Annotated in this window: 24 protein-coding genes and 1 pseudogene; 10 read left to right on the top strand and 15 right to left on the bottom strand. The window is 67.2% G+C overall.

What is annotated here, in order from left to right; genetic code table 11:
• Window positions 1-11: 11 nt before the first annotated feature.
• Entirely contained in the window at window positions 12-836 is an 825-nt protein-coding gene (locus AB0B91_RS50465) for an AAA family ATPase (RefSeq protein WP_358337305.1), read from the top strand.
• Between the two features lie 262 nt (window positions 837-1,098).
• Window positions 1,099-1,668 (top strand): dihydrofolate reductase family protein, encoded by a 570-nt coding sequence (locus AB0B91_RS50460; RefSeq protein WP_358337303.1) that lies wholly within the window; start codon window positions 1,099-1,101, stop codon window positions 1,666-1,668.
• A 185-nt stretch (window positions 1,669-1,853) separates the two neighbouring features.
• Here the strand turns inward: AB0B91_RS50460 and AB0B91_RS50455 are convergent, their stop codons facing one another.
• From AB0B91_RS50455 to AB0B91_RS50425, 7 genes are all read right to left on the bottom strand, one after another.
• The gene (locus AB0B91_RS50455; RefSeq protein WP_358337300.1) at window positions 1,854-2,372 is read right to left on the bottom strand and encodes a pyridoxamine 5'-phosphate oxidase family protein; all 519 of its coding nucleotides are present in this window, start codon (window positions 2,370-2,372) and stop codon (window positions 1,854-1,856) included.
• Window positions 2,373-2,548: 176 nt separating this feature from the next.
• The gene (locus tag AB0B91_RS50450) at window positions 2,549-3,019 is read right to left on the bottom strand and encodes a hypothetical protein (RefSeq protein WP_358337297.1); all 471 of its coding nucleotides are present in this window, start codon (window positions 3,017-3,019) and stop codon (window positions 2,549-2,551) included.
• On the bottom strand, window positions 3,006-4,040 hold the full coding sequence (locus tag AB0B91_RS50445) for a hypothetical protein (RefSeq protein ID WP_358337294.1): 1,035 nt from the start codon (window positions 4,038-4,040) through the stop codon (window positions 3,006-3,008). The genes AB0B91_RS50450 and AB0B91_RS50445 overlap by 14 nt, the downstream gene beginning before the upstream one ends.
• Before the next feature lie 356 nt (window positions 4,041-4,396).
• Window positions 4,397-4,615, bottom strand: a complete 219-nt coding sequence (locus AB0B91_RS50440) for a hypothetical protein (RefSeq protein WP_358337292.1) — start codon at window positions 4,613-4,615, stop codon at window positions 4,397-4,399.
• Window positions 4,612-4,959, bottom strand: a complete 348-nt coding sequence (locus AB0B91_RS50435) for an integrase core domain-containing protein (RefSeq protein ID WP_358337289.1) — start codon at window positions 4,957-4,959, stop codon at window positions 4,612-4,614. Before AB0B91_RS50435 ends, AB0B91_RS50440 begins: the two co-directional genes overlap by 4 nt.
• Window positions 4,960-5,041: 82 nt before the next feature.
• Window positions 5,042-5,293 carry a hypothetical protein gene (locus AB0B91_RS50430; protein ID WP_358337286.1) on the bottom strand — a complete coding sequence of 84 codons (252 nt, stop codon included), beginning with the start codon at window positions 5,291-5,293 and terminating at the stop codon, window positions 5,042-5,044.
• Between the two features lie 160 nt (window positions 5,294-5,453).
• Window positions 5,454-6,059, bottom strand: a complete 606-nt coding sequence (locus AB0B91_RS50425; protein ID WP_358337283.1) for an XRE family transcriptional regulator — start codon at window positions 6,057-6,059, stop codon at window positions 5,454-5,456.
• 61 nt (window positions 6,060-6,120) lie between these two features.
• Between AB0B91_RS50425 and AB0B91_RS50420 the strand changes: the two genes are divergently transcribed.
• Both AB0B91_RS50420 and AB0B91_RS50415 read left to right on the top strand, forming a co-directional pair.
• Entirely contained in the window at window positions 6,121-6,648 is a 528-nt protein-coding gene (locus tag AB0B91_RS50420) for an SRPBCC family protein (RefSeq protein WP_358337280.1), read from the top strand.
• A gap of 786 nt (window positions 6,649-7,434) precedes the next feature.
• Window positions 7,435-7,695: pseudogene (locus AB0B91_RS50415) on the top strand (hypothetical protein); the annotation flags it as partial.
• A 268-nt stretch (window positions 7,696-7,963) separates the two neighbouring features.
• Here the strand turns inward: AB0B91_RS50415 and AB0B91_RS50410 are convergent.
• Window positions 7,964-8,260 carry a putative quinol monooxygenase gene (locus AB0B91_RS50410; RefSeq protein WP_358337277.1) on the bottom strand — a complete coding sequence of 99 codons (297 nt, stop codon included), beginning with the start codon at window positions 8,258-8,260 and terminating at the stop codon, window positions 7,964-7,966.
• A 32-nt stretch (window positions 8,261-8,292) separates the two neighbouring features.
• Window positions 8,293-9,348 (bottom strand): aldo/keto reductase, encoded by a 1,056-nt coding sequence (locus AB0B91_RS50405; RefSeq protein WP_358337274.1) that lies wholly within the window; start codon window positions 9,346-9,348, stop codon window positions 8,293-8,295.
• Between the two features lie 120 nt (window positions 9,349-9,468).
• On the opposite strand from AB0B91_RS50405, the gene AB0B91_RS50400 reads away from it, so the two are divergent.
• Window positions 9,469-10,365, top strand: coding sequence for a helix-turn-helix transcriptional regulator (locus tag AB0B91_RS50400; RefSeq protein ID WP_358337271.1), 897 nt, complete (start codon window positions 9,469-9,471; stop codon window positions 10,363-10,365).
• Here AB0B91_RS50400 and AB0B91_RS50395 read toward each other — a convergent pair.
• Entirely contained in the window at window positions 10,362-11,144 is a 783-nt protein-coding gene (locus AB0B91_RS50395) for an alpha/beta hydrolase (RefSeq protein ID WP_358337268.1), read from the bottom strand. The genes AB0B91_RS50400 and AB0B91_RS50395 overlap by 4 nt on opposite strands.
• A 13-nt stretch (window positions 11,145-11,157) precedes the next feature.
• Window positions 11,158-11,721 carry a permease gene (locus AB0B91_RS50390; RefSeq protein WP_358337265.1) on the bottom strand — a complete coding sequence of 188 codons (564 nt, stop codon included), beginning with the start codon at window positions 11,719-11,721 and terminating at the stop codon, window positions 11,158-11,160.
• A gap of 214 nt (window positions 11,722-11,935) precedes the next feature.
• On the opposite strand from AB0B91_RS50390, the gene AB0B91_RS50385 reads away from it, so the two are divergent.
• A complete protein-coding gene (locus tag AB0B91_RS50385) occupies window positions 11,936-14,638 on the top strand; it encodes an AAA family ATPase (RefSeq protein WP_358337262.1) in 2,703 nt (900 codons plus the stop codon).
• A gap of 595 nt (window positions 14,639-15,233) precedes the next feature.
• Here AB0B91_RS50385 and AB0B91_RS50380 read toward each other — a convergent pair.
• The gene (locus AB0B91_RS50380; protein ID WP_358337259.1) at window positions 15,234-15,599 is read right to left on the bottom strand and encodes an Inorganic pyrophosphatase; all 366 of its coding nucleotides are present in this window, start codon (window positions 15,597-15,599) and stop codon (window positions 15,234-15,236) included.
• Between the two features lie 207 nt (window positions 15,600-15,806).
• Here AB0B91_RS50380 and AB0B91_RS50375 point away from each other — a divergent pair, with 207 nt between their 5' ends.
• Window positions 15,807-15,989, top strand: a complete 183-nt coding sequence (locus AB0B91_RS50375) for a hypothetical protein (protein ID WP_358337257.1) — start codon at window positions 15,807-15,809, stop codon at window positions 15,987-15,989.
• A gap of 315 nt (window positions 15,990-16,304) precedes the next feature.
• Here the strand turns inward: AB0B91_RS50375 and AB0B91_RS50370 are convergent, their stop codons facing one another.
• Together AB0B91_RS50370 and AB0B91_RS50365 are read right to left on the bottom strand one after the other, a co-directional pair.
• Window positions 16,305-16,526, bottom strand: coding sequence for a helix-turn-helix transcriptional regulator (locus AB0B91_RS50370; protein ID WP_358337254.1), 222 nt, complete (start codon window positions 16,524-16,526; stop codon window positions 16,305-16,307).
• Window positions 16,526-17,017, bottom strand: a complete 492-nt coding sequence (locus AB0B91_RS50365; protein WP_358337251.1) for a DUF2975 domain-containing protein — start codon at window positions 17,015-17,017, stop codon at window positions 16,526-16,528. Before AB0B91_RS50365 ends, AB0B91_RS50370 begins: the two co-directional genes overlap by 1 nt.
• An 800-nt stretch (window positions 17,018-17,817) precedes the next feature.
• Here AB0B91_RS50365 and AB0B91_RS50360 point away from each other — a divergent pair.
• Window positions 17,818-18,609: a class I SAM-dependent methyltransferase gene (locus AB0B91_RS50360; RefSeq protein ID WP_358337248.1), complete on the top strand. Its 792-nt coding sequence runs from the start codon at window positions 17,818-17,820 to the stop codon at window positions 18,607-18,609.
• 354 nt (window positions 18,610-18,963) lie between these two features.
• On the top strand, window positions 18,964-19,488 hold the full coding sequence (locus AB0B91_RS50355) for a GNAT family protein (protein ID WP_358337245.1): 525 nt from the start codon (window positions 18,964-18,966) through the stop codon (window positions 19,486-19,488).
• A 166-nt stretch (window positions 19,489-19,654) separates the two neighbouring features.
• Here the strand turns inward: AB0B91_RS50355 and AB0B91_RS50350 are convergent, their stop codons facing one another.
• Window positions 19,655-20,113 (bottom strand): MarR family transcriptional regulator, encoded by a 459-nt coding sequence (locus AB0B91_RS50350; protein WP_358337242.1) that lies wholly within the window; start codon window positions 20,111-20,113, stop codon window positions 19,655-19,657.
• A 63-nt stretch (window positions 20,114-20,176) separates the two neighbouring features.
• On the opposite strand from AB0B91_RS50350, the gene AB0B91_RS50345 reads away from it, so the two are divergent.
• The gene (locus AB0B91_RS50345) at window positions 20,177-20,545 is read left to right on the top strand and encodes a VOC family protein (RefSeq protein ID WP_153262873.1); all 369 of its coding nucleotides are present in this window, start codon (window positions 20,177-20,179) and stop codon (window positions 20,543-20,545) included.
• Window positions 20,546-20,868: the final 323 nt, after the last annotated feature.

Genomic DNA, 20,868 nt, shown 5'->3' with positions numbered 1-20,868 from the left:
AACACCCAGGCGTGGAGCAGCCCTCAGACCCAGACGAGAACACGGCCGAACCGGACCCAGCAGACCTCCCCGACCCTTTATCCACCCGACTGCCAGCACCCGCTGGCGGCCTGACGTACGCCAGCGATCGACCAGCCCCGCCCGACCCCACCGCGGCCGCCAACACCACCGACAGCGGCCCGCCCGCCGCCACACCGATCATGGCGACCAAAGAACACCGCCGGTTCCTGGAATTCGCCGACGCCGTCCGCCGCAAACGCTACGTCGGCCTGTGCTTCGGCGCCCCCGGCGTCGGCAAGACCGAATCCGCCCGCAGCTACACCCGAGGGGACCAACTCGCCCCGCACCCGGCCGGCACCCGAGCCACCGGCTCCCAGGACACCGACGCCGACGTCCACGAGGTCCTGGCCGCCCGCGCCGTCATGTACACCCCCAAGGTCCACAGCACCCCCCAAAACCTCGACAAAGAGATCTCCTACCTGTGCGACAGGCTCGGCTGGACCGTCGAACTCATGCTCCAGACCGGCCGCAGCACCGGCGACCGCGCACCCGGCCCGAGCAGCCCGTGCCCCAGCGGTGCCGAACTTCTCATCGTCGACGAAGCGGACCGGCTGAAGACCGCCGCGCTGGAACAGCTCCGCGACCACCACGACCGCACGGGGATCGGACTCATCCTCATCGGCATGCCCGGCATCGTTCTCTACCCTGTTCGGGTCTGTTGCAATTTGATCTTCCATAGTCGTCTTGGAGCCCATCAGGGCACGGGATCGCAGTCCCAGGGCTCGGAGGAGATACCTAGTGCCGCGTCAGGCAACGTTTGCGACGTTCGTCGTTGACCCTGAGCCGACGGTAGGTGACATGGCACCGTGCATCGAAGTCGAGCGTTATGGGCGCCGTCCCGTTGCGAACCTGAACGCCCCGAGCGCCGAATTGGTCGCGCGCTCGGTCTGCGGTCTGGTTCGCATCACGACGGCGTCAAAGTTCGCATCACGACGGTGTTGAGTAGGTGGGATCGGGCGCCGATGAGAAATGGCGCCGACAGTCGTCTAAGTACGGTCCGGTGAAAACGCGCTGCGCGCATCAAGGGAGAGCAACGAGATGAGACCACTTCGATACTCGATCAACGTCACGCTCGACGGCTGCTGCCATCACGAGGCAGGGCTCCCCCCGGACGAGGAGTCGATGCGCTACTGGACCGCTGAGATGGAGCGAGCCGATGCCCTGCTATTCGGCCGGGTGACCTACGAGATGATGGAGTCGGCGTGGCGGAAGCCGGCCACGGACACGTGGCCTGACTGGATGGATGAGTGGCAGATCCCGTTCGCCGAGATCATCGACCGGGCGAAGAAGTACGTCGTGTCGAGCACGCTGAGCGGGGTCGATTGGAATGCCGAGCTGGTGCGAGGCGACTTGGGGCAAGCGGTTCAGCGGCTCAAGCAGGAGTCAGGCGAGGGCCTGTGGGTGGGTGGCGTGACGCTCCCCCTGGCGTTGGCAGATCTGGGACTGATCGACGAGTACGAGTTCCTTGTGCAGCCGGTCCTTGCCGGACACGGGCCGACGTTGCTCGCCGGTCTGCGCGAGCGCATCCAGCTTGAGCCCGTGGACCGCCATGAGTTCCGGTCGGGGGCGGTCGCCCTGCGATACCGGCCCACGCGAGTTACGGCTTGACGTGATTTATCCTGGCACGTTGGCCGCTCCCTCGCGACGGAACGACGGCTCGGGGTCGCGTTGGCCGCGCTGGCCGTGCCCCCGAACGCGCGGACATATCGACGGGGGACATCGCCCCGAGGTGCCGGTAGCGGACAGGGCAAACGTTGCCTGACGTGGCACTAGGCCTGTTTCAGGGCCTGGGGTCACTTGGCGGTGAGCTTGCCGACGTCGGGGGCGTAGACGGTCATCCAGTGCGGGCGCAGTCGGTAGAAGACCACATCGTTGTCCCAGTCGAAGGCGGTGCTGCCGTAGAAGTCTTTGAAGTAGGCCAGCAGGTCTGGCCAGTCCGCGGCAGACTCACCGTCTTGGGGATTGAGGATCTCCACCGTGCCATGCGTAAACACACCCAAGTCCTCTCCGCGCATGTGCGCGACGCTGGCGGCCGGCCGGGCGGCGAGATGGCGGGCCTTGGCGGCGCTACGCGCCGTGCCGAAGTGCCACTTGCCGCGCAGGAAATGCCCGTCCACGCCGCTGATCCGCGGCTCGCCCTTTGCCGTCACAGTTGACAGGGCGAGGGTGCACATGCCAGTGAGGACCTGGGTGAGCTGCTCCGCGGTCAGGGTGCGTTCGGTGATGATCGACTGGAGGTGTGAGGTGGAGCGGGAGAGGGAGGAGTCGAGGAGGCCTTGGAGCTCTTTGAGATCTTCTGGCGTTTCGCGCATTGAGGTCCTTATCTATCCGCATCTATCTGTAGGCCCGGTTCGCGTCCGCCATTGACGCCGACCGGTGAAACCATGCTCGACCAAAAACCTGACACCTTGTGTCGTATTTTCCTCTGGAGATGATCAACCACGCACGGATGTATCAACACACCTACCCGCGGCGGTGGGCGAGCCCATTAGCGGGTGAAGGTGTCGTTGGCGCGGCGGGTCGGCCGGTGGTCGGCGAGGACCGCGACGGCGTCGTGGTGCCGCCGGGCGAGTTCGGCCAGGGCCTCGTCTCGCTGCTGCTGGGCCTGGATGAGCTCGTCGGTGAGTTCGGTGATGACAGCGGCGTAGGTGTCGACGAGTTCCTTGAGTCGTCGCTTGTCCTGGCGAACTTTGGTCAGGTCCTTCTCCAGCTGGGTGGCTCGGTCCAGGGCGGTTTGGACGGGCGCCGACACTTGGCCCAAGGTCTTGAACTCGGCTTGGAAGGCGTGCATCAACTCGGGATGCTTGTGGGTGAGGACCCAGCGCTTGATACCCGCCTCGGCCGCCAGGTCGGAGACCGTCAGTTTTCCCGATGACCTCAGCGCCGTCCCGGCGATCAACCGGTCGGCAGCACCGCGCAGGTCCTTCAGCAGCTTCTCGTCCGGTTCAGCCTTCGTCATGGCCGATCACCTCATCGTCGGTCACGCTCGTCCCGTGCTCAGTGATGATCTTCTCCAGCCGGTCGAGTTGTCTGCGCTCGCGATCGTGGCGGATCGGGGGGCTGAGCGGATCATCGACGATGGCTCGCAGATCGGTGGCGTGCTGGTGCACGGTGGCCATGTCCTGGTCGGTGCGTGCGATGTTGCGGCAGCCGGGGCGGCAGTCGTCCAGGTCCGGGGTGCGTCGGTCGTCGCCGGTGTCGGTGCCGCGCATCTGGCAGAGGGCTTGGGTGGGGTCGAAGACGCAGGTCATACCCTTTCCTGGATAGATCTGCAGGGCTGGGTTGGCCAGGACGGCCTTGGCTTGGCGGCCACTGCGGATTACCCGGCCCGCGAACCGGGCCGGACCACCGACGACGCGGCTGCGGTAGTTGTCGGCGGCGGGTCCGCTGACGTGCTCGCCCGCTTGAAGGCGTTGCTCGGCCTGTTCGAGGTGTTCGAGGCGGGTCAGCCATTCCTCCAGGGCCAGTTCGTCGGGGAATCCGGAGGCGTAGGTGCCGCTGTAGCCAAGGCTCTGCAGCATGTGCAGGTGTCCGTACTGCAGCGCGCAGGCGACCAGGCCGCGCGGCCGTCGACAGATGAACCAGGCGAGGGTGCGTCGGAACCGGGACGGCGTGATGGATCCGCAAGGGTCGTCAGGGATGGAGTCACGGCGGTCGTTGGCGGTGCAGTAGGTGTTCACCCAGTCGATGAACTCGGCCATCGTTTCGCTGATCTCGGCGCTGTTGCGGGCCCGGTCCTTGCCGGACGGGCCCTTGCGCAAGACGACAGCGGGGAACAGCAGGTCGCTGCTGTGCAGGCGTTCCAACGCGGCGACGGCATGGGCGACCGGTTCGGCGATCACCCATGGGTGCTCACGTTCCTGTCCCTCGGGGATCTTCATCCCGTTCTCGTTGCGGGCGCCCTTCCACTTGCGGCCGTGCATGAGCCACATCCGGGTGTCGGTGTCGTAGCTGACGCAGCCGCGGCGCAGGCTGAGCACCTCCCCTGGCCTGGCGCCCGAGAGGTAGGAAATCGCGGCGAAGCAGGCGCCGGACAGGATCCGAGATCTTCTTGTCCCCGCAGCGTTCGCCAGGCCGTGCCCGCTGCGTGCCCGTTCGGACGGCGATCAACGGGGAGTCGCGGAGACTCACGGTCACTCGACCGGCATATGCCCAGGTCGGCGTTTCCCCTGCTCAGAGGTCATGATCTTGAAAGGCTTCCCAAGCTGACAGCGGGGGTTCGATTCCCGTCACCCGCTCCACTTATGAAGGCCCAGGTCAGGATGTGAATCCAGGTGGTGGATCTTCGTCGGCTTCTGAAATAACCCTCTGGGCCAAGAGGCCTTCGGGCGCTTACTCATTCGGGTCGGCGCCGCCTGGCGCGATAGTGATCGGCACGCTCCGCCGCCATGCGTTCCCGTCGCTCCTGAATCAGGATCTCCTGGGGACTCGGCACCCGCCGCTTCTCATGTCTGATCGCCAGGCGGATCGCCCAGTAAAGAAAGAAGAACACCAGCACAGCCGGAATGGCCCATATCACCAGCAAGAACAGAATCTCGGTGAACCCGATCGTCATCTGATCCTCCGTACAGGGGAAACCAGCATGCCTGATCTTGCGGAATGCGTCCATCGATGACTTCGCCCGGCCGTCGGCCTAAGGTCAGTTTTCACGTGCCATCTACGCCGCTCCATGCTCACCGTTCCCAGGGATCGGGCTTGATCGCGTGCCAGATGCGTGCCAGAACAGGCGGGTCGCATGATGTTGTAGAAGTCGGCGATCCAGGTGGCGATCTTCAGGCGGGCTTCGGCTCTGGTGCGGAACCGGTGGCGGTGCACGTACTCGACTTTGAGGGTGCTGTTGAAGGCTTCGGCGGCGGCGTTGTCGAGCGCGCTGCCGACCCGGCCCATGGACTGGACCACGCCCAGGCGCCGGCATAGGTCCTGGTAGCGGGCGGCGGGTTCCCCGCGCCGCCGGTCGCCGCTCGAAGCGCGTAGGCGTTGCTCACCTGGCGTACCTCCCCTGCCTCCAGCGATCCAGGGTGTGGTCGAGGTACTGGTCGAAGAGGCCAACGAGGTCAACGGTGGGGTCGAGGAGCCACTGGATCTCCAGCCCGTCCATGGTGGCGCACAGGGCGCGGATCTCCGATTCGGCCTGAACCGGAGTGATGGGCGGGATCTCGCCCGTTCGCGCCACGTCGACCAGCCGCTCGGCGAGCATGTCGACGAAGGTGGGCGTTGCGGAGATGGCCCGCACAGCTCGGCGTATCGGGGTTACGCCGGTGAGGGGATGTTTGAGAGCTCGACCCGATCGCGATGGCAGACGGCGCAGGGCGGAGTGTGTCTGACGTTGGAAACCAGCGCATGCAACGAGCTGCCTCCACGGTGCCGCTAGCACATCAGCATGCGGGACGCAGTCAGGTGGCGGGCCGGGCGTAGCGCGGGTCCTGGTTGCCGGAGTAGACCACGGTCATGGTGAGTCGAAGCGTCTCAGCGGTCGGGTTTCGGTACAGATGGGCTCGGTCGCCTCGGATGCGTATGGACCCGCCTTCCGCGACGTGGAACGTGGCCCCGCCGACTTCCACCACCAGTTCTCCCTGATGCAGGTGGATCAACTCGCGAGTGCCGACGGGATGGGCGTGCGAGCTGATCTCGTCGTTCGGCGCGATGACGAAATCCCATAGCTCGACGAAAGGCGCTTGCCCATCGTTGATGAGCAGCCTCGCCTCGCTGGCGCGTCCAGCTCGCCGAACGTCGATGTCGGCGGCGGGCGTCACGCGGCCGAGGTCTTCCGGCGGCTCGACAAGCTGTCCGATGGTGATCCCGAGTGTGGCGCAGATGCGGGCGACCGTCGCGATAGAAGGATTGGTCTGACCCGTTTCGATTTGCTGGAGCATGCCGCGGCTGACACCGCTGCGAGAGGCGAGGTCTTCCAAGCGCCATCCGCGCTCTCTTCTTCCCGCCCGCAGATTCGCCGCCAACGTCGCACTGACCGCCTCTGCTGGATCTGTTGACAACTCCACGCCTCCATGTCCAAGATTCTATATCCGTAATCCAGGATAATGTACCCAAGGAGAGTTGAACATGGCGAGTCAGAACCTAGCCACCCGCCAGGATGTCCAGTTCTGCCTAGACGGGATCGGCGTAACCCGGCCCGGCTGGAAGACGCTTATCGTCGCCGCAACAGCCGACAGCCCAGCCGACCCGCACGACGTCTGGACACTCTGGAGCGACCTGAGCAACTGGCCGTCCTGGTCGCCGTTGCACCAGGCCACCGAGTGGACCGGACCGCCCGGATTCGCAGTAGGTGCGACCTTCGACCAGACCCTTCGCCTCGGTTTTCCCGCCGGGACCACCACCGACCATGTCACCGTCGGCATCGCCGAGCCCGCCCGTCGCGCCTCCTGGACTGGTGACGCCAACGGCGTACGGTCCTGCCATTTGTGGACCTTCACCGCGCGAACTGGAGGAGGAACCCGAATTGGCAACACCGAGGTCTTCACCGGCACAGTCATCGGACTAACCAAGCCGATGCTCGCCTCACGATGGCGCCGCCAGTTCCAGCAAGCTGTGGACGCACTCGCAAGCATGGCGATGTCAGGCCGTCGTTGAAGGCGTCGCCAGCACACCGGGTTCGCGAGGCCTGATCACCATCACCCCGGTCCAGCACCTCATCGATTCAATGACCGAGAACGGTCACGGCCCCACAGAGCACTGGACACGGCTCATGGACGAGCACGACATCTCGATCTCCTAAGGCACGATCAGGCTTCGTGCCCACAGCCAGACCCGCTGACGGCTCAAACTTCGCTGTCAGCTCTTCATCGACCTGCACGCTCACACAGCGGGCCAGCTGCCGCTCGAGCCCGCGCAGGCGCTGGAGATGCTGCTGCGGCAGCTCGGTGCGCCGACCGAGCGCATTCCCGCGTCCATGACCGAAAGGGCAGCGCTGTGGCGAGCGGAGTTGGCCGGCCGCCGAGTGCTGCTGGTATTGGACAACGCCGCCGACACCGCCCAGATCCGGCCCCTGCTTCCGGGCGCTTCGAACAGCCTGGTGCTCATCACCAGCCGCCAGCGGCTCACCGACCTGGACGGCTCTCAGCCCCTGTCGATGGACGTCGTGGCCCACCTCGCCGGACGCCTGCGTGACGAGCGCCGCAGGCTCACCGAGCTGGCCAGGTCGGAGCGCGGCGTGGCGGACGCGTTCACCCTGTCCTATCGGCAACTCACCGCCGACCAGCAGCGGCTCTTCCGGCTGCTCGGGCTGCATCCCGGCCGCGACATCGAGCCCCATGCGGCCGCCGCGCTCGCCGATCTTCCCGCGGAGCGTACCGAGGACCTGCTGGACGCGCACATGCTCCAGCGGCGCGCCACCGGCGACCGCGACTGGCGGAATCGGTGTCCTCACCGGTCCCCCTCCGTGACGCCCCGCAGGCGCTGGCCTGGCTGGACGCCGAGCGAGCCAACCTCGTCCTGGCCGCCGATCGCGACGTGGTGCACACCGGCCTGCTGGCCACCACGCTGTATCGCTACCTCTACGACCACGCCCACCACGACGATGCTCTCGCTCTGTACGGCAAGGCGCTGCGGGCCGCCCGATCCCGCGAGGATCGGACCGGTGAAGGGCGGGCACTGACCGACCTCGGCTGGGTGCATCGCGTACAGGGCAGCCATGACGTCGCCCGTGAGCACTTCGATCGAGCTCTGGCCGCATGCCGTACGTCCGAAGACCTGCGAGGTCAAGCGCGGGGGCCAAGGTGCTCAACAGCCTGGCCGGGATCGCCGCGACCATGGGCGATCCCGGCCAGGCCATACGACTGCACACCGCCGACCTCGAGCTGGCCGTGGACGTGCACAGCCGGGGCGAGGAAGAACGGGCCCGTGAGGCCATCGCCCTACTCCAAATCAACCTCGGAGACCTCCCGTATCAACAAGTGGGGGCGGTCACCAGCCTGCGCAGGGTCATCGGCTCGGCCAGGACCAGCTCCAGAACCTGCTTGGCATGGCGGAAATGCGGAGAGGTGCAGTGCTCCACGAGGGCTTGGGGGCTGGCCCATTCCTCGATTGCCACCATGCTGGCGGGGTGGTTGGGGTCGGTGTAGATGCGGTAGGCCAGGCAGCCGGGTTCGTCCAGGGACGGTTCGATCATCGCCTCCAGCGCGGTGCGGAGCCGGTCTTCCTGCCCTGGCACGGCCAGGCATTCGGTGAGGTGGATGAGGGACATTTCCTTCACTCTCCCTGCGTGATGACAGGCGGTTACGGACGGGCGGCGCCGGTACCGGCGCCTGTGGCGGTGATCGCGGCGGCGACTTCCTCGAGGTCTGCCGGGGTCAGCCGCACGGCGCCCGCTCCGATCCAGCCGCCGACCTGCTCCGGCTTGCGGGCGCCGACGATGGCACCGGTAACGCCGGGCCAGGCCAGTGCCCAGGCGATGGCAACCTCGGCCAAGGTGCGGCCATGCCGTTCGGCGATGGGGCGTAGCGCGTCGGCGAGCTGGAGGTTGGCGGTCAGGCCGGTGGTGAAGTCGTCGTGGGCCGCGCGCCAGTCGTCGGCGGGCAGGTTCGCCACTCGTTCGGCGGAGAAGGCGCCGGTGAGAAGCCCCGACTGGAGCGGTGAGTAGACGATCACACCGGTGTCGTGGGCGCGGGCCCAGGCGATCTCCGCGGCAGCGGAGCGGTTGATCGCGGAGAACGGCGGTTGGATGGCGTCGACGTGGGCGATCTGTTCGGCGGCCTCGAGCAGGTCGGGCGTGTGGTTGGACAGCCCGATCGCCCGGACCTTGCCCTCGGCCTTCAAATCGGCCATGACCTGCCAGTACTCCTCCAGCGGCGTGGCGTTGGGTGACACCGCTCCGAACCCGCCACCGGCGTACTCCAGCGACTCGCCGGTGTCGGGATAGTGCACCTGGTACAGGTCGATGCGGTCGACGCCCAGCCGCCGCAGCGAGTCTTCAAGCTCGCGGCGCACGCTGGCCGGCTTCATGATCCGCCGAGGCGCGGCCGACGGATTGTCCGGGTCCCAGACCAGGCCAACCTTGGTGAAGATGTACGGCCGGCCGGCCTCGGGCAGGTCGGCGATCGCCTTGCCGACCAGCTCTTCGGAGTGGCCGAGTCCGTAGACGGCGGCGGTGTCGATCCAGTTGACGCCGGAGGCGACGGCGTTGCGGATCGCGGCGATCGACTCGGCGTCGTCGGTGGCACCCCAGCCGAAACGCCAGCCGGACCCGGACACCGCCCAGGAGCCGAAGCCAAGACGCGTGATGTCCATGCCGGTGCTGCCGAGAGGCCGGGTCGGCACATCAGTGGTGCTCATGTCGCAGTGCTCCCTGTGAGATCGAGTGGCCAGGCACCGTTAGGGGCGTCTGGCGCTGCGCACACCACTGTTGTCTCCCGGCGGCTGACGACCCAGTGCCCGCCGGTGCCTAGGCACGGCATGACCTGGCTCGCAACGGCAGCACGGGGCCCGGGTAGGGATACTGGTCACATGGAATCGGGCAGACGCGCAGAATTGGGTGAATTCCTGCGATCGCGCCGGGCCCGGTTGCGGCCCGAAGAGCTTGGCCTACCGGAATTCGGCGGCCGCAGACGTGTCCCGGGGTTGCGCAGGGAGGAGCTCGCCCTGCTGGCCGGGGTCAGCGTCGACCACTATGTCCGGCTGGAGCAGGGCCGCAGCCTGCACTTTTCCACGGAAGTCCTGGACGCGGTCGCCCGCGCTCTGCGGCTGGACGCCGCCGAACGCGACCATCTGCACCGCTTGGCCCGACCGGACCCTGCCACCGCACCCGGCGCCGCCGACCGCCGGCCTCCGCGCTCAGGCATCTACCGCCTGCTGTCATCGATCCACGACGTGCCCGCCTACCTGGTCGACCGCAACACCACCGTGCTGGCCTGGAACCCGTTGGCCGCCGCGCTGATCACCGACTTCGGGGCGCTGCCACCCGAGCGGCGCAACCTGGCCCGGCTGAACTTCCTGGACGAGGGCGTGCGCCGGCTCTACGCCGATTGGCCGGCACGGGCCCGCGATCTGGTCGGCTTCCTGCGGCTGGACGCCGGTCACCGACCCGCCGACCCGTCCACTGCGGCCCTGATCGAAGAGCTGTCCGCCGCCAGCGCGGAGTTCCGTCAGCTGTGGGCGGAGCACCAGGTGAAGGACAAACGACACGGGCGCTACCTGTACCGGCATCCTCTGGTCGGCGAGCTCGAGCTGGCCTACGAGACCCTGCGCCTGCCGGACGACCCCGGACTGGCCCTGGTGGTACACGCCGCCGACGAAGGGTCGGCCTCCCACACCGCGCTCCAGCTCCTGGCCACCTGGACCGGCCGGCGTTAGAAGACGTTCTTCAGGAAGGGCAGCAGGGCCTCTGCTGTCCGCTCGGGGAACTCCGACATCGGGTAGTGGCCGGCGTCGTCGATCACCACGGCCTGCCCGCGCAGCAGCGACGCCTGCGTCCGCGCCTCCGCCGCCGGGTCGGGGAAGTCGGGATCCTTGGCTCCCATGAGGACCAGCGACGGGCAGCGGACCTGCGCGATGACCTGTTCGGCTTCCGGAGCGCGGTTGAGCAGCATGCGCCGCATCGCCTCGCGCCGCTGCGGGTCGCGCAGCATGGCCACCAGTTTGGCGCGGTGTTCGGCCAGGTCGGCGGGCTTGGCGGTCGGATGGGCCGTGGTGTAGTAGACGCTCCACAGCCGCGGGGACGAGGCGATCAGCCTGATGAGCGCACGGACGGCGAGGTTGAGCGGGATGGCCCGGATGAATCCGTCGATGGGCACGATCCCGGCGACCCGCTCGGGGGCGTCGGCAGCCGCGCGGATGATGCCACCTCCGGCGTAGGAGTTGCCGAGCAGGACGACGGCGGGCGCGTCCAGGTGCTCCAGGAGGGCCACGATGTCGGCCCCTACCGCGGACTGGGAGTAGTCGTCCCAGCCCGCCGACGACTCCCCGTGGCCTCGCAGGTCCATCGCCACCACCCGGTATCCCGCTGCCACCAGCACCGGGCGCAGCGACCGGTAGGCGTCCCGGGTGTCGCCCAGACCGGGTACGCACACGAGGAGTGGCCCTTCGCCGGCGGAGTCGTAGGCCAGGCGGCCCCCTGGCACGTCGATGAACAATTCGATGCCCTTCCTAGCTGAGGATGTCAACGGCCAGGCCCAGGACGAGTAGCAGGGCCATGACACCGCCGGAGACGATCGCGCGCCAGGTGATCGAGGCGCGTTGCCGTACTGAACGGAAGTAGAAGAAGGCGCCGGTCACCAGGAGAACGCCCTCGATGACGGCCGTGGCCCACGGGGTCTGCCACAGGCCGAGGCCAAGCAGCGGCAGGTCGCCGGCGTTGCCGGGCAGCAGGGGCAGGTCGGCGCGGTGGACGAGCAGGTCGAGCACCCAATGGCTGAAGACCATCAGGCCGAGCACAGTCCCGGCCCGGCGGCCCCACCGCCATGTGCCGAAGCCGCCGTACAGGGCCGCCAGCAGCAACGATCCCAGCAGGGAGTGGGTGTACTGCGCGTTGATCAGCGCCTCGCCGTACGTTCCCGGGGCGACGGCCTGGAAGGACTCGATTCCGCCCGCCAGGTAAAGGACGACGAAGACGACGTCGAGGAACTGCGTGGCGAGCATGAGCGACCACAGCGGGACGCGCGGCTGGGCTGCCTTGACCGACGCGGCCAGGCCGAAGTGTCCGATGAACATTCAGTGTCCTTCCTTGCTGCCGGGATTGGGGGTGCGAGTGGCCCAGTGATCGAGCCAGCCGCACAGGACGACGAACAGCAGCAGAAAGATCAATAAGGACATGCGTTTCTCCTTACGTCACCGTTGGGGAACAGGTACGACGGTACGGAGGGAGGGCGTACGTCCGGCATCGGACGATTGACTGGTAATCCCGCGATGACGGTAGATTCCGATGGTGTTGCTGGGGCGAAAGCGGGAACAGGCGCAGATCGAGGCTCTGATCGCGGAGGCCAAGGATGGCCGGAGCGCGAGCCTGGTCATCCGGGGCGAGCCCGGGATCGGCAAGTCCGCGCTCCTCGGCCACGCCGATCAACTGGCGGAGGGACTGCAGCGGCTGCACGGTACCGGCATCGAGACCGAGGCCGAGCTGCCCTTCGCGGCACTCCACCTGTTGCTGCGCCCGGCCCTCGACCGCATCGACGCTCTGCCTGCACCGCAGGCCAGGGCGCTGGAGGGCGCGTTCGGCCTCGCCACCGCCCCTCAGGACCGGTTCCTCATCGGCCTGGCCGCCCTGACACTGCTCACCGAACTGGCCGAGGACGGCCCGCTGCTCGTGCTGGTCGACGACGCCCAATGGATGGACAGATCCTCGGCCGAGGCACTGCTGTTTACGGCCAGACGGCTTCACTCGGAGGGGATCGCCCTGCTGTTCGCGGCCAGGGACACCTTCCACGCGCCCGGGGTGCCCGAGTTGCGGCTCAACGGTCTCGACCGGCAGGCCGCCTCCGACCTGCTGCGCGAGCACACGCCCGGTCTCGGTCCGGCCGTACGGGAAAGGATCCTCGCCACCAGCGGGGGGAACCCCCTCGCGCTGATCGAGTTGCCCCGGGTGCCCGACGCGCTGCCCGACACCCAGGAGCCGCTGCCGCTGCCGCGCCGCATCCAGGAGGCCTACGAGGCACGGATCGCCGTACTACCACCGGACACCCAGACGATGTTGCTGGTCGCGGCCCTCGACGACGCCGGCGATCTCGACGTCGTCGTCCGCGCGGCGGGGACGCTGGGAGTAGGCGCCGCCGCCCTCGGCCCAGCCGAGCGCGCCGGGTTCCTGTCCACCGCGGGCGGTCGCCTGTCCTTCGGCCACCCGCTGATGCGTACGGCGGCGGCACGGCGGGCGGCCTACGACGAACGCGTGACCGTGCACCACGCACTGGCCGGGGCACTCAACGACGACCAGGACGCCGACCGCCGCGCCTGGCACCTGGCGGCCGCCGTGACCGGCCGCGACGAGCCCATCGCCGCCGCGCTCGAACAGGCGGCCGGCCGTGCCCGCGAACGCGCGGGCCACGCCGCGGCCGCCGCCGCACTGGAGCGCGCCGCCCGGCTCACCCCCACGTTGACCGAACGTGCCCGACGGCTGGCCCTGGCCGCAGAGGCCGCCGCCGAGGCCGGAGCCCTGGAACACGCTCAAATCCTGGCCGACCAGGCGCGGCGACTCGGTGACTGCCCGCTCACCCTCGCCAGGCTGGCAGGACTGCGCGGCCGGATCGCCTTCGACCGGGGCAATGTGCACAACGCGCACCGGATCCTCCTCGACGGCGCCGCCTCCATCGCCGACGTGGACCGGAAGGAGGCGGCGCTCATCCTGCTCGACGCGGTCCGCAACGCCTGGTACCTCAGTGATCCCGCGGCCGTCACCGAGGCCGCGGCGCGGCTCGCCGAGCTGCCGCTGACGCCGGAGGACGGGATGGACGGGTTCGTCCGGGCGGCCCGCGCGATGGCCGACTTCCTGGCCGGCGACCTGGACCGGGCGCTCCCACCGTTCCGCGAGCTCATCGCCGTGGCCCTGGCGATCCCCACCGGCATGACGGCCCTCAGGATCAGCGTCTGCTCACTCGCCGGAATCTCGGGCGACTTCGACAACGGGCTCGCCATCGCCCACTCGGTGATCGAGGAAGGCCGGGCCGACGGCATGGTCGGGCTGCTGTCGCTGGGCCAGGTGGTGCTGGCGATCCACCAGATGTACCTCGGCCGGTTCCACGACGCCCTCGCGACCGCCACCGAGGGGCGCCAGCTCGCCACCGACATCGGCCAGACGCACCGCATCGCGCACTTCGAGAGCGCCATGGCCATGGTTGCCGCCGTCCAGGGCCGCGAACAGGACTGCCGTGAGCTGGCCGAACGTACGATCGCGCACCACGAAGCCCACCCGGTGGCGACGATCGTCGGCTGGGCCGAGTGGGCGCTCGGCCTGCTGGACCTCGGCCAGGGCCGCTTCGAGGCCGCGCTCGAACGCTTCGAGGCCGCCGCCCTGGGACCGCTCCGGCACCAGATCATGCCCATCTACTTCGCGCCCGACCAGATCGAGGCCGCCGTACGGCTCGGCCTGCCCGACCGCGCCGCGGAACCGCTCACCCGCTTCGAGTCCTGGGCCACGGCCGCCCGCCACCCGTGGGCCGACGCCGTACTGCACCGCTGCCGTGCCCTCCTCGCCCACGACGAGGAGGAGGCGCAACAGCATTGGGAACAGGCCGCACGCTCACACGCCGAGGCGAATCGGCCCTACGAGCGGGCCCGCACCGACCTGCTGCACGGCGAGTGGCTGCGCCGCGCCCGCAGGAGAAACGAATCTCGCACCCGGCTGCGCGCCGCCCTGGAGACCTTCGACCGCGTCGACGCCGCTCCCTGGGCCGAGCGCGCCCGCGCCGAGCTGCGCGCGGCCGGGGAGACAGTCGCGCCGAGCGCCCCCGACCTGATCGCTCTGCTCTCTCCCCAGGAACTCCAGGTGGTACGGCTTGCCGCCACGGGAGCAACCAACAGGAAGATCGCCGCCCAGCTGTTTCTCAGCCCCAGGACCGTCAGCCACCATTTGTACCGCGCCTTCCCCAAGCTCGGCGTCACTACCCGCACCGAACTCGTCCGCCTCGACCTGGTCTGAGCCTGCCCTTCAGCTGCGCCACGAGCACAGAAGGTGTAGGTGACTTGCTCGACGCGGCGCTTTGCCGAGATGAAGGTCTGGCCCTTCGGCGACTTGAAGACGAACTCCTCGGGATACTTGCCGGCGATGTTCGGCAGGATCGCGTCCATGACCATCGGGGACAGGGCGATGGTCCGCCTTGACTGCTTGGCCTTGGGCGGGCCTGGCTTGAAGGTGTTGTCCGCCTGGTGCTTCCGCGCTCGCCGCACGCGCAAGGTCGGCACCGGCTTGGCGAACGGCTCGATGTCACGCACCTGAAGAGCGGCGAGCTCGGCGTAACGCATGCCTGTCCCCGACGAACACCGTGAGCATGTCGCGGACGTCAGGCTTGGCACAAGCAGGCGACGGCGTACACGGTCAGCATTGCAGCTGAGTTCCTGACGTCGAGGAGTGTGCGCTCCTCCTTGGTCGGATTGCGCGCGGTGATGTGATCGAGCGCAGTGCCGGCCGCGCCCCCAGCGTAGTGAGACACCGCCGCAGGCGTCGTCATCGCACGCGAAGCCGGAGCCACCGCGCCGACCACCGTCACGCCGCCGCCAGAGCCGCGCGGCCCTGCTCATCTCGGCCGGTGGATCATCACAGCCGCTTGAGGCTGAGGAACGTAGAAACCCTCCACCAGCGCGATCTCATCCGACGAGCAGCACCACAAGAACTTCACCTCTGCGTTCCGCTTGAGCAGATCCACCGTGCAGGCCACCGCCGACACGGTCCGCACCGGAGACGAGCCGACCCACACATCGATGCCCTCACCGTCCCCGCCTTGAGTCCCCGACAAGAAGCCATAATCCAGCGGGTAGACGAAGCTCGACACCTTTGGATGCGGCGTGCCCGCAGGACGATCAATCACAATCTCGGCGTCACCCACGAGGGAATCCGCTTGCTCCCACAAGGAAAGCCGCGCCCATGCTTCAAAGTCCGGCATGGGCAGACGATAGCCTCCGGCAGGGGCGCTCCGGCTCCGGGATGATCGCCGCGCGGACCGGGAAACCGTAGAGGGCTGACGTAGAAGCCTGATCATCCCGCCCGCCATCGACCCGGGACAAGCTGAGCGGGCCAGGGCCATGGCAGACGGGATGATCAGTCGGGCGGAGGCTTGCGCAGGTGCGCACATCCCAGGAACCCTACGGACATGCTCACCGTACGGCAGCTCCTTAACTACCTCGAAGGTCTACCCGACGACGCTCCGGTAGTGATCGACGTCCGCCCTGGCGATGAGTACGTGCTGGTCGAAGACATCACCACTACCGACGAAGGCCAGGCAGGAAGCCGTACACCCGCGGGCGTGGAGTTGGCGACGCGTAGAATCCAGTGAGACGCGATCCAACGAGAGCTTGGTGAACTGCGCGCGGCACTCTGCTACACCTTGGGCAAGTTCCATAGGGAACCAGGCCCGCAAGGATTGACGATCATCTCGGTGCTGTCCGACCAGGAGATCTTCAACGAGATCCACAGGCTCCGCACGATTGCCGAGTCCGTCGAGAAGCAGAGCTCAGGGCCCTGATCGCCGTGCGATTAGCGTGCCATTAGCCAGGGTGACGAGGGGTCAACCACGGTCACCCATGACCGCCCTCAGTCGCAGATCAACGCCTCTACAAGCCAAGATCGTTTTCCCGCGCTCTGGGGTACGTCATTCGCCCTCGGGGTCCTCGGCCTCCCAGCGCAGCAGGTCGCCCGGCTGGCACATAAGTACCTCGCAGAGCGCGGCGAGCGTCGTGAAGCGCACCGCCTTAGCGCGGCCATTCTTGAGTACCGCCAGGTTGGCGGGCGTGATTCCTACGCGGTCCGCGAGGTCGCCCACGGACATCTTCCGCCTGGCCAGCATCACGTCGATGTCGACGACGATCGGCATCAGATCACGTCGTCCAACTCGGCCTGCATGTGCGCCGCTTCGACGTCGCGCGCCACGGCCTGGGCGAGCAGCATCCGCAGCACGAGCACGATGAGCGCGACCCCCAGGATGGCCAGGCCAATCCCGCCCATGATGACGGTGACGCCTGGGTCTTCCCGCTGGCCCGGCGCATTGAGGGCCGTGACCGCGAACCACAGGAGGGCAGCCGCCACGATCGCGCCGATCACGGCGTCCACGTACCGGAAGGCGGCGTGGGAGAACACGGTTCCGCGTCGCACCATCGTCACCAGCCGCCATACGCTGACCAGGGCGACCTGGACCGTCACCATGCCCAGGATCGTGATCACGCGCAGCGAGGTCAGCGGGAGCGACCCGTCCTCCGGGTCGCTCCCGCTGATCAACACCCACACCATCAATGCCTGTACGCACACGGTGCCGCCGAGCACCACCACGAGCACGGCGCGAAGCGCACGCACTGCCAGCTTTCCCATGACCCATCCTTCCATCGAGTTACGATGAGAATCTATTGAATCTCGATAGGTGAGGCAAGGGCTGGGGAGGAGGGTTGCAGCAGGGGGCGTCGCCATGCGGCCGCTGGGCCGCATCGGACAACGCGTCGACTCATCGGCAGGCCACCGCTGGCGGGTTTTGCTTGTATACGATCACATTATGTTCGCCCCCCGAAGAACACGGATTTTTCTGGCGACACTCGCGGCCTCGACCGGTGGCGCTTTCCTCGGTGTCCTTGGCGAAAAGGTCTTCATTCAGGGCATGCCCCTTCCAGTTGCTTCCAGCGCTGCTCTGAACTCCTGGGTGATATTCCCTGGGTTCTTTCTCGGGTTGATAGGCGCCCGCCGCAGCCTGCAGCGGGCAGCGAAGGAAACGCCTAGGCAGGAAGCAGTCTCCGGCGGGGGGTACTCGGCTCCGGGATGATCAGGCGGGAGGGGTACGCGCGATGCGCTCGAACCGCAGCTCGTGGGGGTGATCGTCGGGTCAGATGCATGCCAGAACAGGCGGCAGGTCAAGGTCAATAAGAGTCGCTCACGGTCACTCGGCCATGCCTGACTAGGGCCCCGTTTTCCCAGCTCAGAGCGGATTCGATTCCCGCCACCCGCTCGACCATGATCGGCGCGAACCGTTCCCGGAAGCCCGCGATAGCGCCCTCGTTCGCTCGCCTTACCGAAGCTCCCTTCCTCCTGGCGGCCTCACCAGTTTAAGATGATGAAAAATTTCATGAAATTCGTGAAATGAAGGTGGCGACGCTGCCGTGAAGGACGCTGAACTCGTCGGAGTGCAGAAGACCCTCAGCCCCGTTCTCAGGGCCAAAGCGCTGGACAACCGACTGCCGGCCCCGATTCTCGGCGACGAATACGCCGAACAGGCGATGCGCCGCCTCGACCCCGACTACGACAACCGCAGATTCGGCACCAGCCAGCTGGGCCTCGCCGCCGTGGTGCGCGCCAAGGCCCACGATGACTGGGCCCGAAGCTTCCTCGCCGACCACCCCAACGCGGTGGTGTTGCATCTGGGCTGTGGCCTCGACGCCCGGGTGTACCGGATCGACCCGCCCGCCACCGTTGACTGGTACGACCTGGACTATCCGTCCGTCATCGAACTGCGGCGACAATTCCTTCCGCCGCGCGAGCACTACACCCTGATCGACTCCAGCGTCACCGACCTGACCTGGCTGGAACGCATCCCCCGCGGCCGGCCGGCACTGATGATCGCCGAGGGACTGGTGCCCTATCTGACCGAGACCGCCGTCCGGCAACTGCTGACCAGCGTCGTCGACGCCTTCCCTACAGGCCAAATACAGTTCGACACGGTGCCGGTCTGGGCGTGGCGAACCTCTAAATGGGACCCAATGCTGCGCAAATACGATGCCCAGTTCCACTGCGGCTTCAACAACCCGGCCGCGCTGGCCGATTGGCACCCGCGGCTCGAATACGTCGACGAGGCGCCGATGAACGACTCACCAGTGCTGATGGCCAAGGCACCCGCAAACGTACGCCGCATGTACCGCCTCATGAACCTGCTGCCGGGCATGAAACGGTCCACCCGCATCGTGCGGTTCCGGTTCTAACGCGCCGACGGGCTCTGTTACGTCTGGGCAAAGCTGGGCTCGCGATGCCCCCACGGTTCTGGAGCCAAGACCTGGGCATTGGAGGGTTGGCCGGCATGAGCTGGCCCCCGGCCCCAGCCGTGTGTCGTGTAGGGACGGCAAGGCGTAGCGGCACTTCACGAGATTGAGGGTGGCCGGGCGGCCGACCGGCGTCTATCCAGATTCGGGCGTTCGCTGACATCGCGCTATGAAATGAAGGCGGTCATGGCGTGATCCTTCGAGGGCTCAGTCCAAGATCGAAGGAGAACACGGCGGTCAAGGCCATGGCCCAGTCGGGCCGCGGCTCTCGTCCTGCGTGCGCTCATACTTCAGATCATGGAACTGACCACACCTCGGCTGCTGCTGCGTGAATTCCGCACGAGTGACCACGCAGCCGTTCACGCGTTCGCCAGCGATCCCGAGGTGACCCGCTATGCCGACTGGGGGCCCAACAGCTTGCATGACACCACCATCTTCCTCACTGAGGTGGTACGGGCTGCCCGCGACCTTCACCGATGCCGGATCGCGCTTGCCGTCGTCGACCGCGAGCATGACATGCTCATCGGATCAATAGAACTGCGGATCACCAGCGCCTCCCACCAGCGCGGAGAGATGGGCTACGTCGTACACCCCCAATGGTGGGGAAGGGGATATGCGAGTGAAGCCGCCCGCGCCCTCCTTCGCTGGGGTCACCACGAGCTTGGCCTGCACAAGATTTCAGCCACCTGCGATCCCGACAACGCCGCCTCGGCTCGAGTCCTCGCCAAGATTGGTATGCGACGCGAAGGTCATCTACGCGAACACCTGTATGTCCGAGGGCAATGGCGAGACCGTCTGCTCTATGCGGCATTGGCCCGATAGCCAGCAAAGTCAAAGCGGGGGCCAGTTATGGCACAACACTGGATACGGGGCTCATCGCAGAAGAGAGTGTAGTCGGGGTCCGCCGGTTTTCGAGGTCGTCCGCACGGATTTTCACGCTCGGCTGCGCTCCTATCCGGGCGCGACGAGACGTGCGCCGGGGAACGAGCTATGCACCGTCGTTGCCATCGCGCAGGGAATGGATCATGCTCCGTAGGATCCGGAACGCGTCTGACTGCTCGGTCTCGGTCATGCCGGCCAGCATTCTGACCTCGACGGACCGGACCGCTACGGTCGCCTTCTCGAGGCTACGTCGGCCGCGAGGCGTGAGCCGCGTGGGAAGAGCCTTCCCGACGGGTGCCTCCGCGGGCCTGGTCACGTAGCCGTCTCGTTCCAGGGCCTGGAGCAGCACGTTCATCGTCTGGCGGGTCACGAACGCGCCCCGCGCGAGCTCGGAGTTCGACAAGCCCGGTCGTTGAGCCAGCAGTTCGAGGCAGGAGTAGTGCGTCACGCTCATCCCGAGCGGCCGCAGCACCTCCTCCATGGCTGCACGGAGGGCGCTCGACGCCTCTTTCAGCAGGTAGCCCAGTGACGTCTCCAGGTCGACGCCGACACTGTTTTGACTCATGTCAGTATTCTGACATAGATTCGCCTGTGTCAGAAAACTGACACGAAGAGAAGGAGCATCATCATGCCCGCCACCGGCCCCGACTTCATCTCGCTCCAAGCGCGCGACCTCGACGCTTCGCAGGCGTTCTACGAGCAGTACCTCGGCCTCGTCCGCTCGCAGACCGGACCTCCGCACGCGGTCGTCTTCGAGACGAAGCCGATCGCGTTCGCACTCCGCGACATCGTTCCCGGCACCGATCTCGCATCCGCGGCTCAGCCCGGCATCGGTGCCGCGATCTGGCTCCACGCCACAGACGTCCAAGCCATTCACGATGCTCTGGTCGCCGACGGTCACACCATCGTCTCCGCACCGATCGACGGCCCCTTCGGTCGGACATTCACCTTCGCCGACCCCGACGGCTACCAGATCACTCTCCACGATCGCGCCTGACAGGCCAAACGCCACCAGACGATTACCGGCCCCCAAAGACCGCGATCGCGCCCGAGGCTCGAGAATCCAGGCGACGTTTGTTTACCCAGGTTGATCACCTTTCCGGCTCTTCGCACTTGGGGTGGACGGAATGTGACGTCAAGGCCGGGCGGTCATGGTTCAGCACGTCGAGGGCCGAATAGAGGTCGAGGTCTCCCAAGGATGGAGGTTCCTACGCCGCCTATCCGGAAGACCTCGACGTGCCCGACGCTACCGTCGGCGCGGGCTTCGCCTGCGCTGATCTGACCACCTTCTGCCGACTCGACGAACTCGGACTAAGTACC

The organism is Nonomuraea sp. NPDC049141 (assembly GCF_040648415.1).
Taxonomy (GTDB): Bacteria; Actinomycetota; Actinomycetes; order Streptosporangiales; family Streptosporangiaceae; genus Nonomuraea.
The sequence above is the reverse complement of the archived record's forward strand: the minus strand, read 5'-3'. Positions and strand labels throughout refer to the sequence as shown.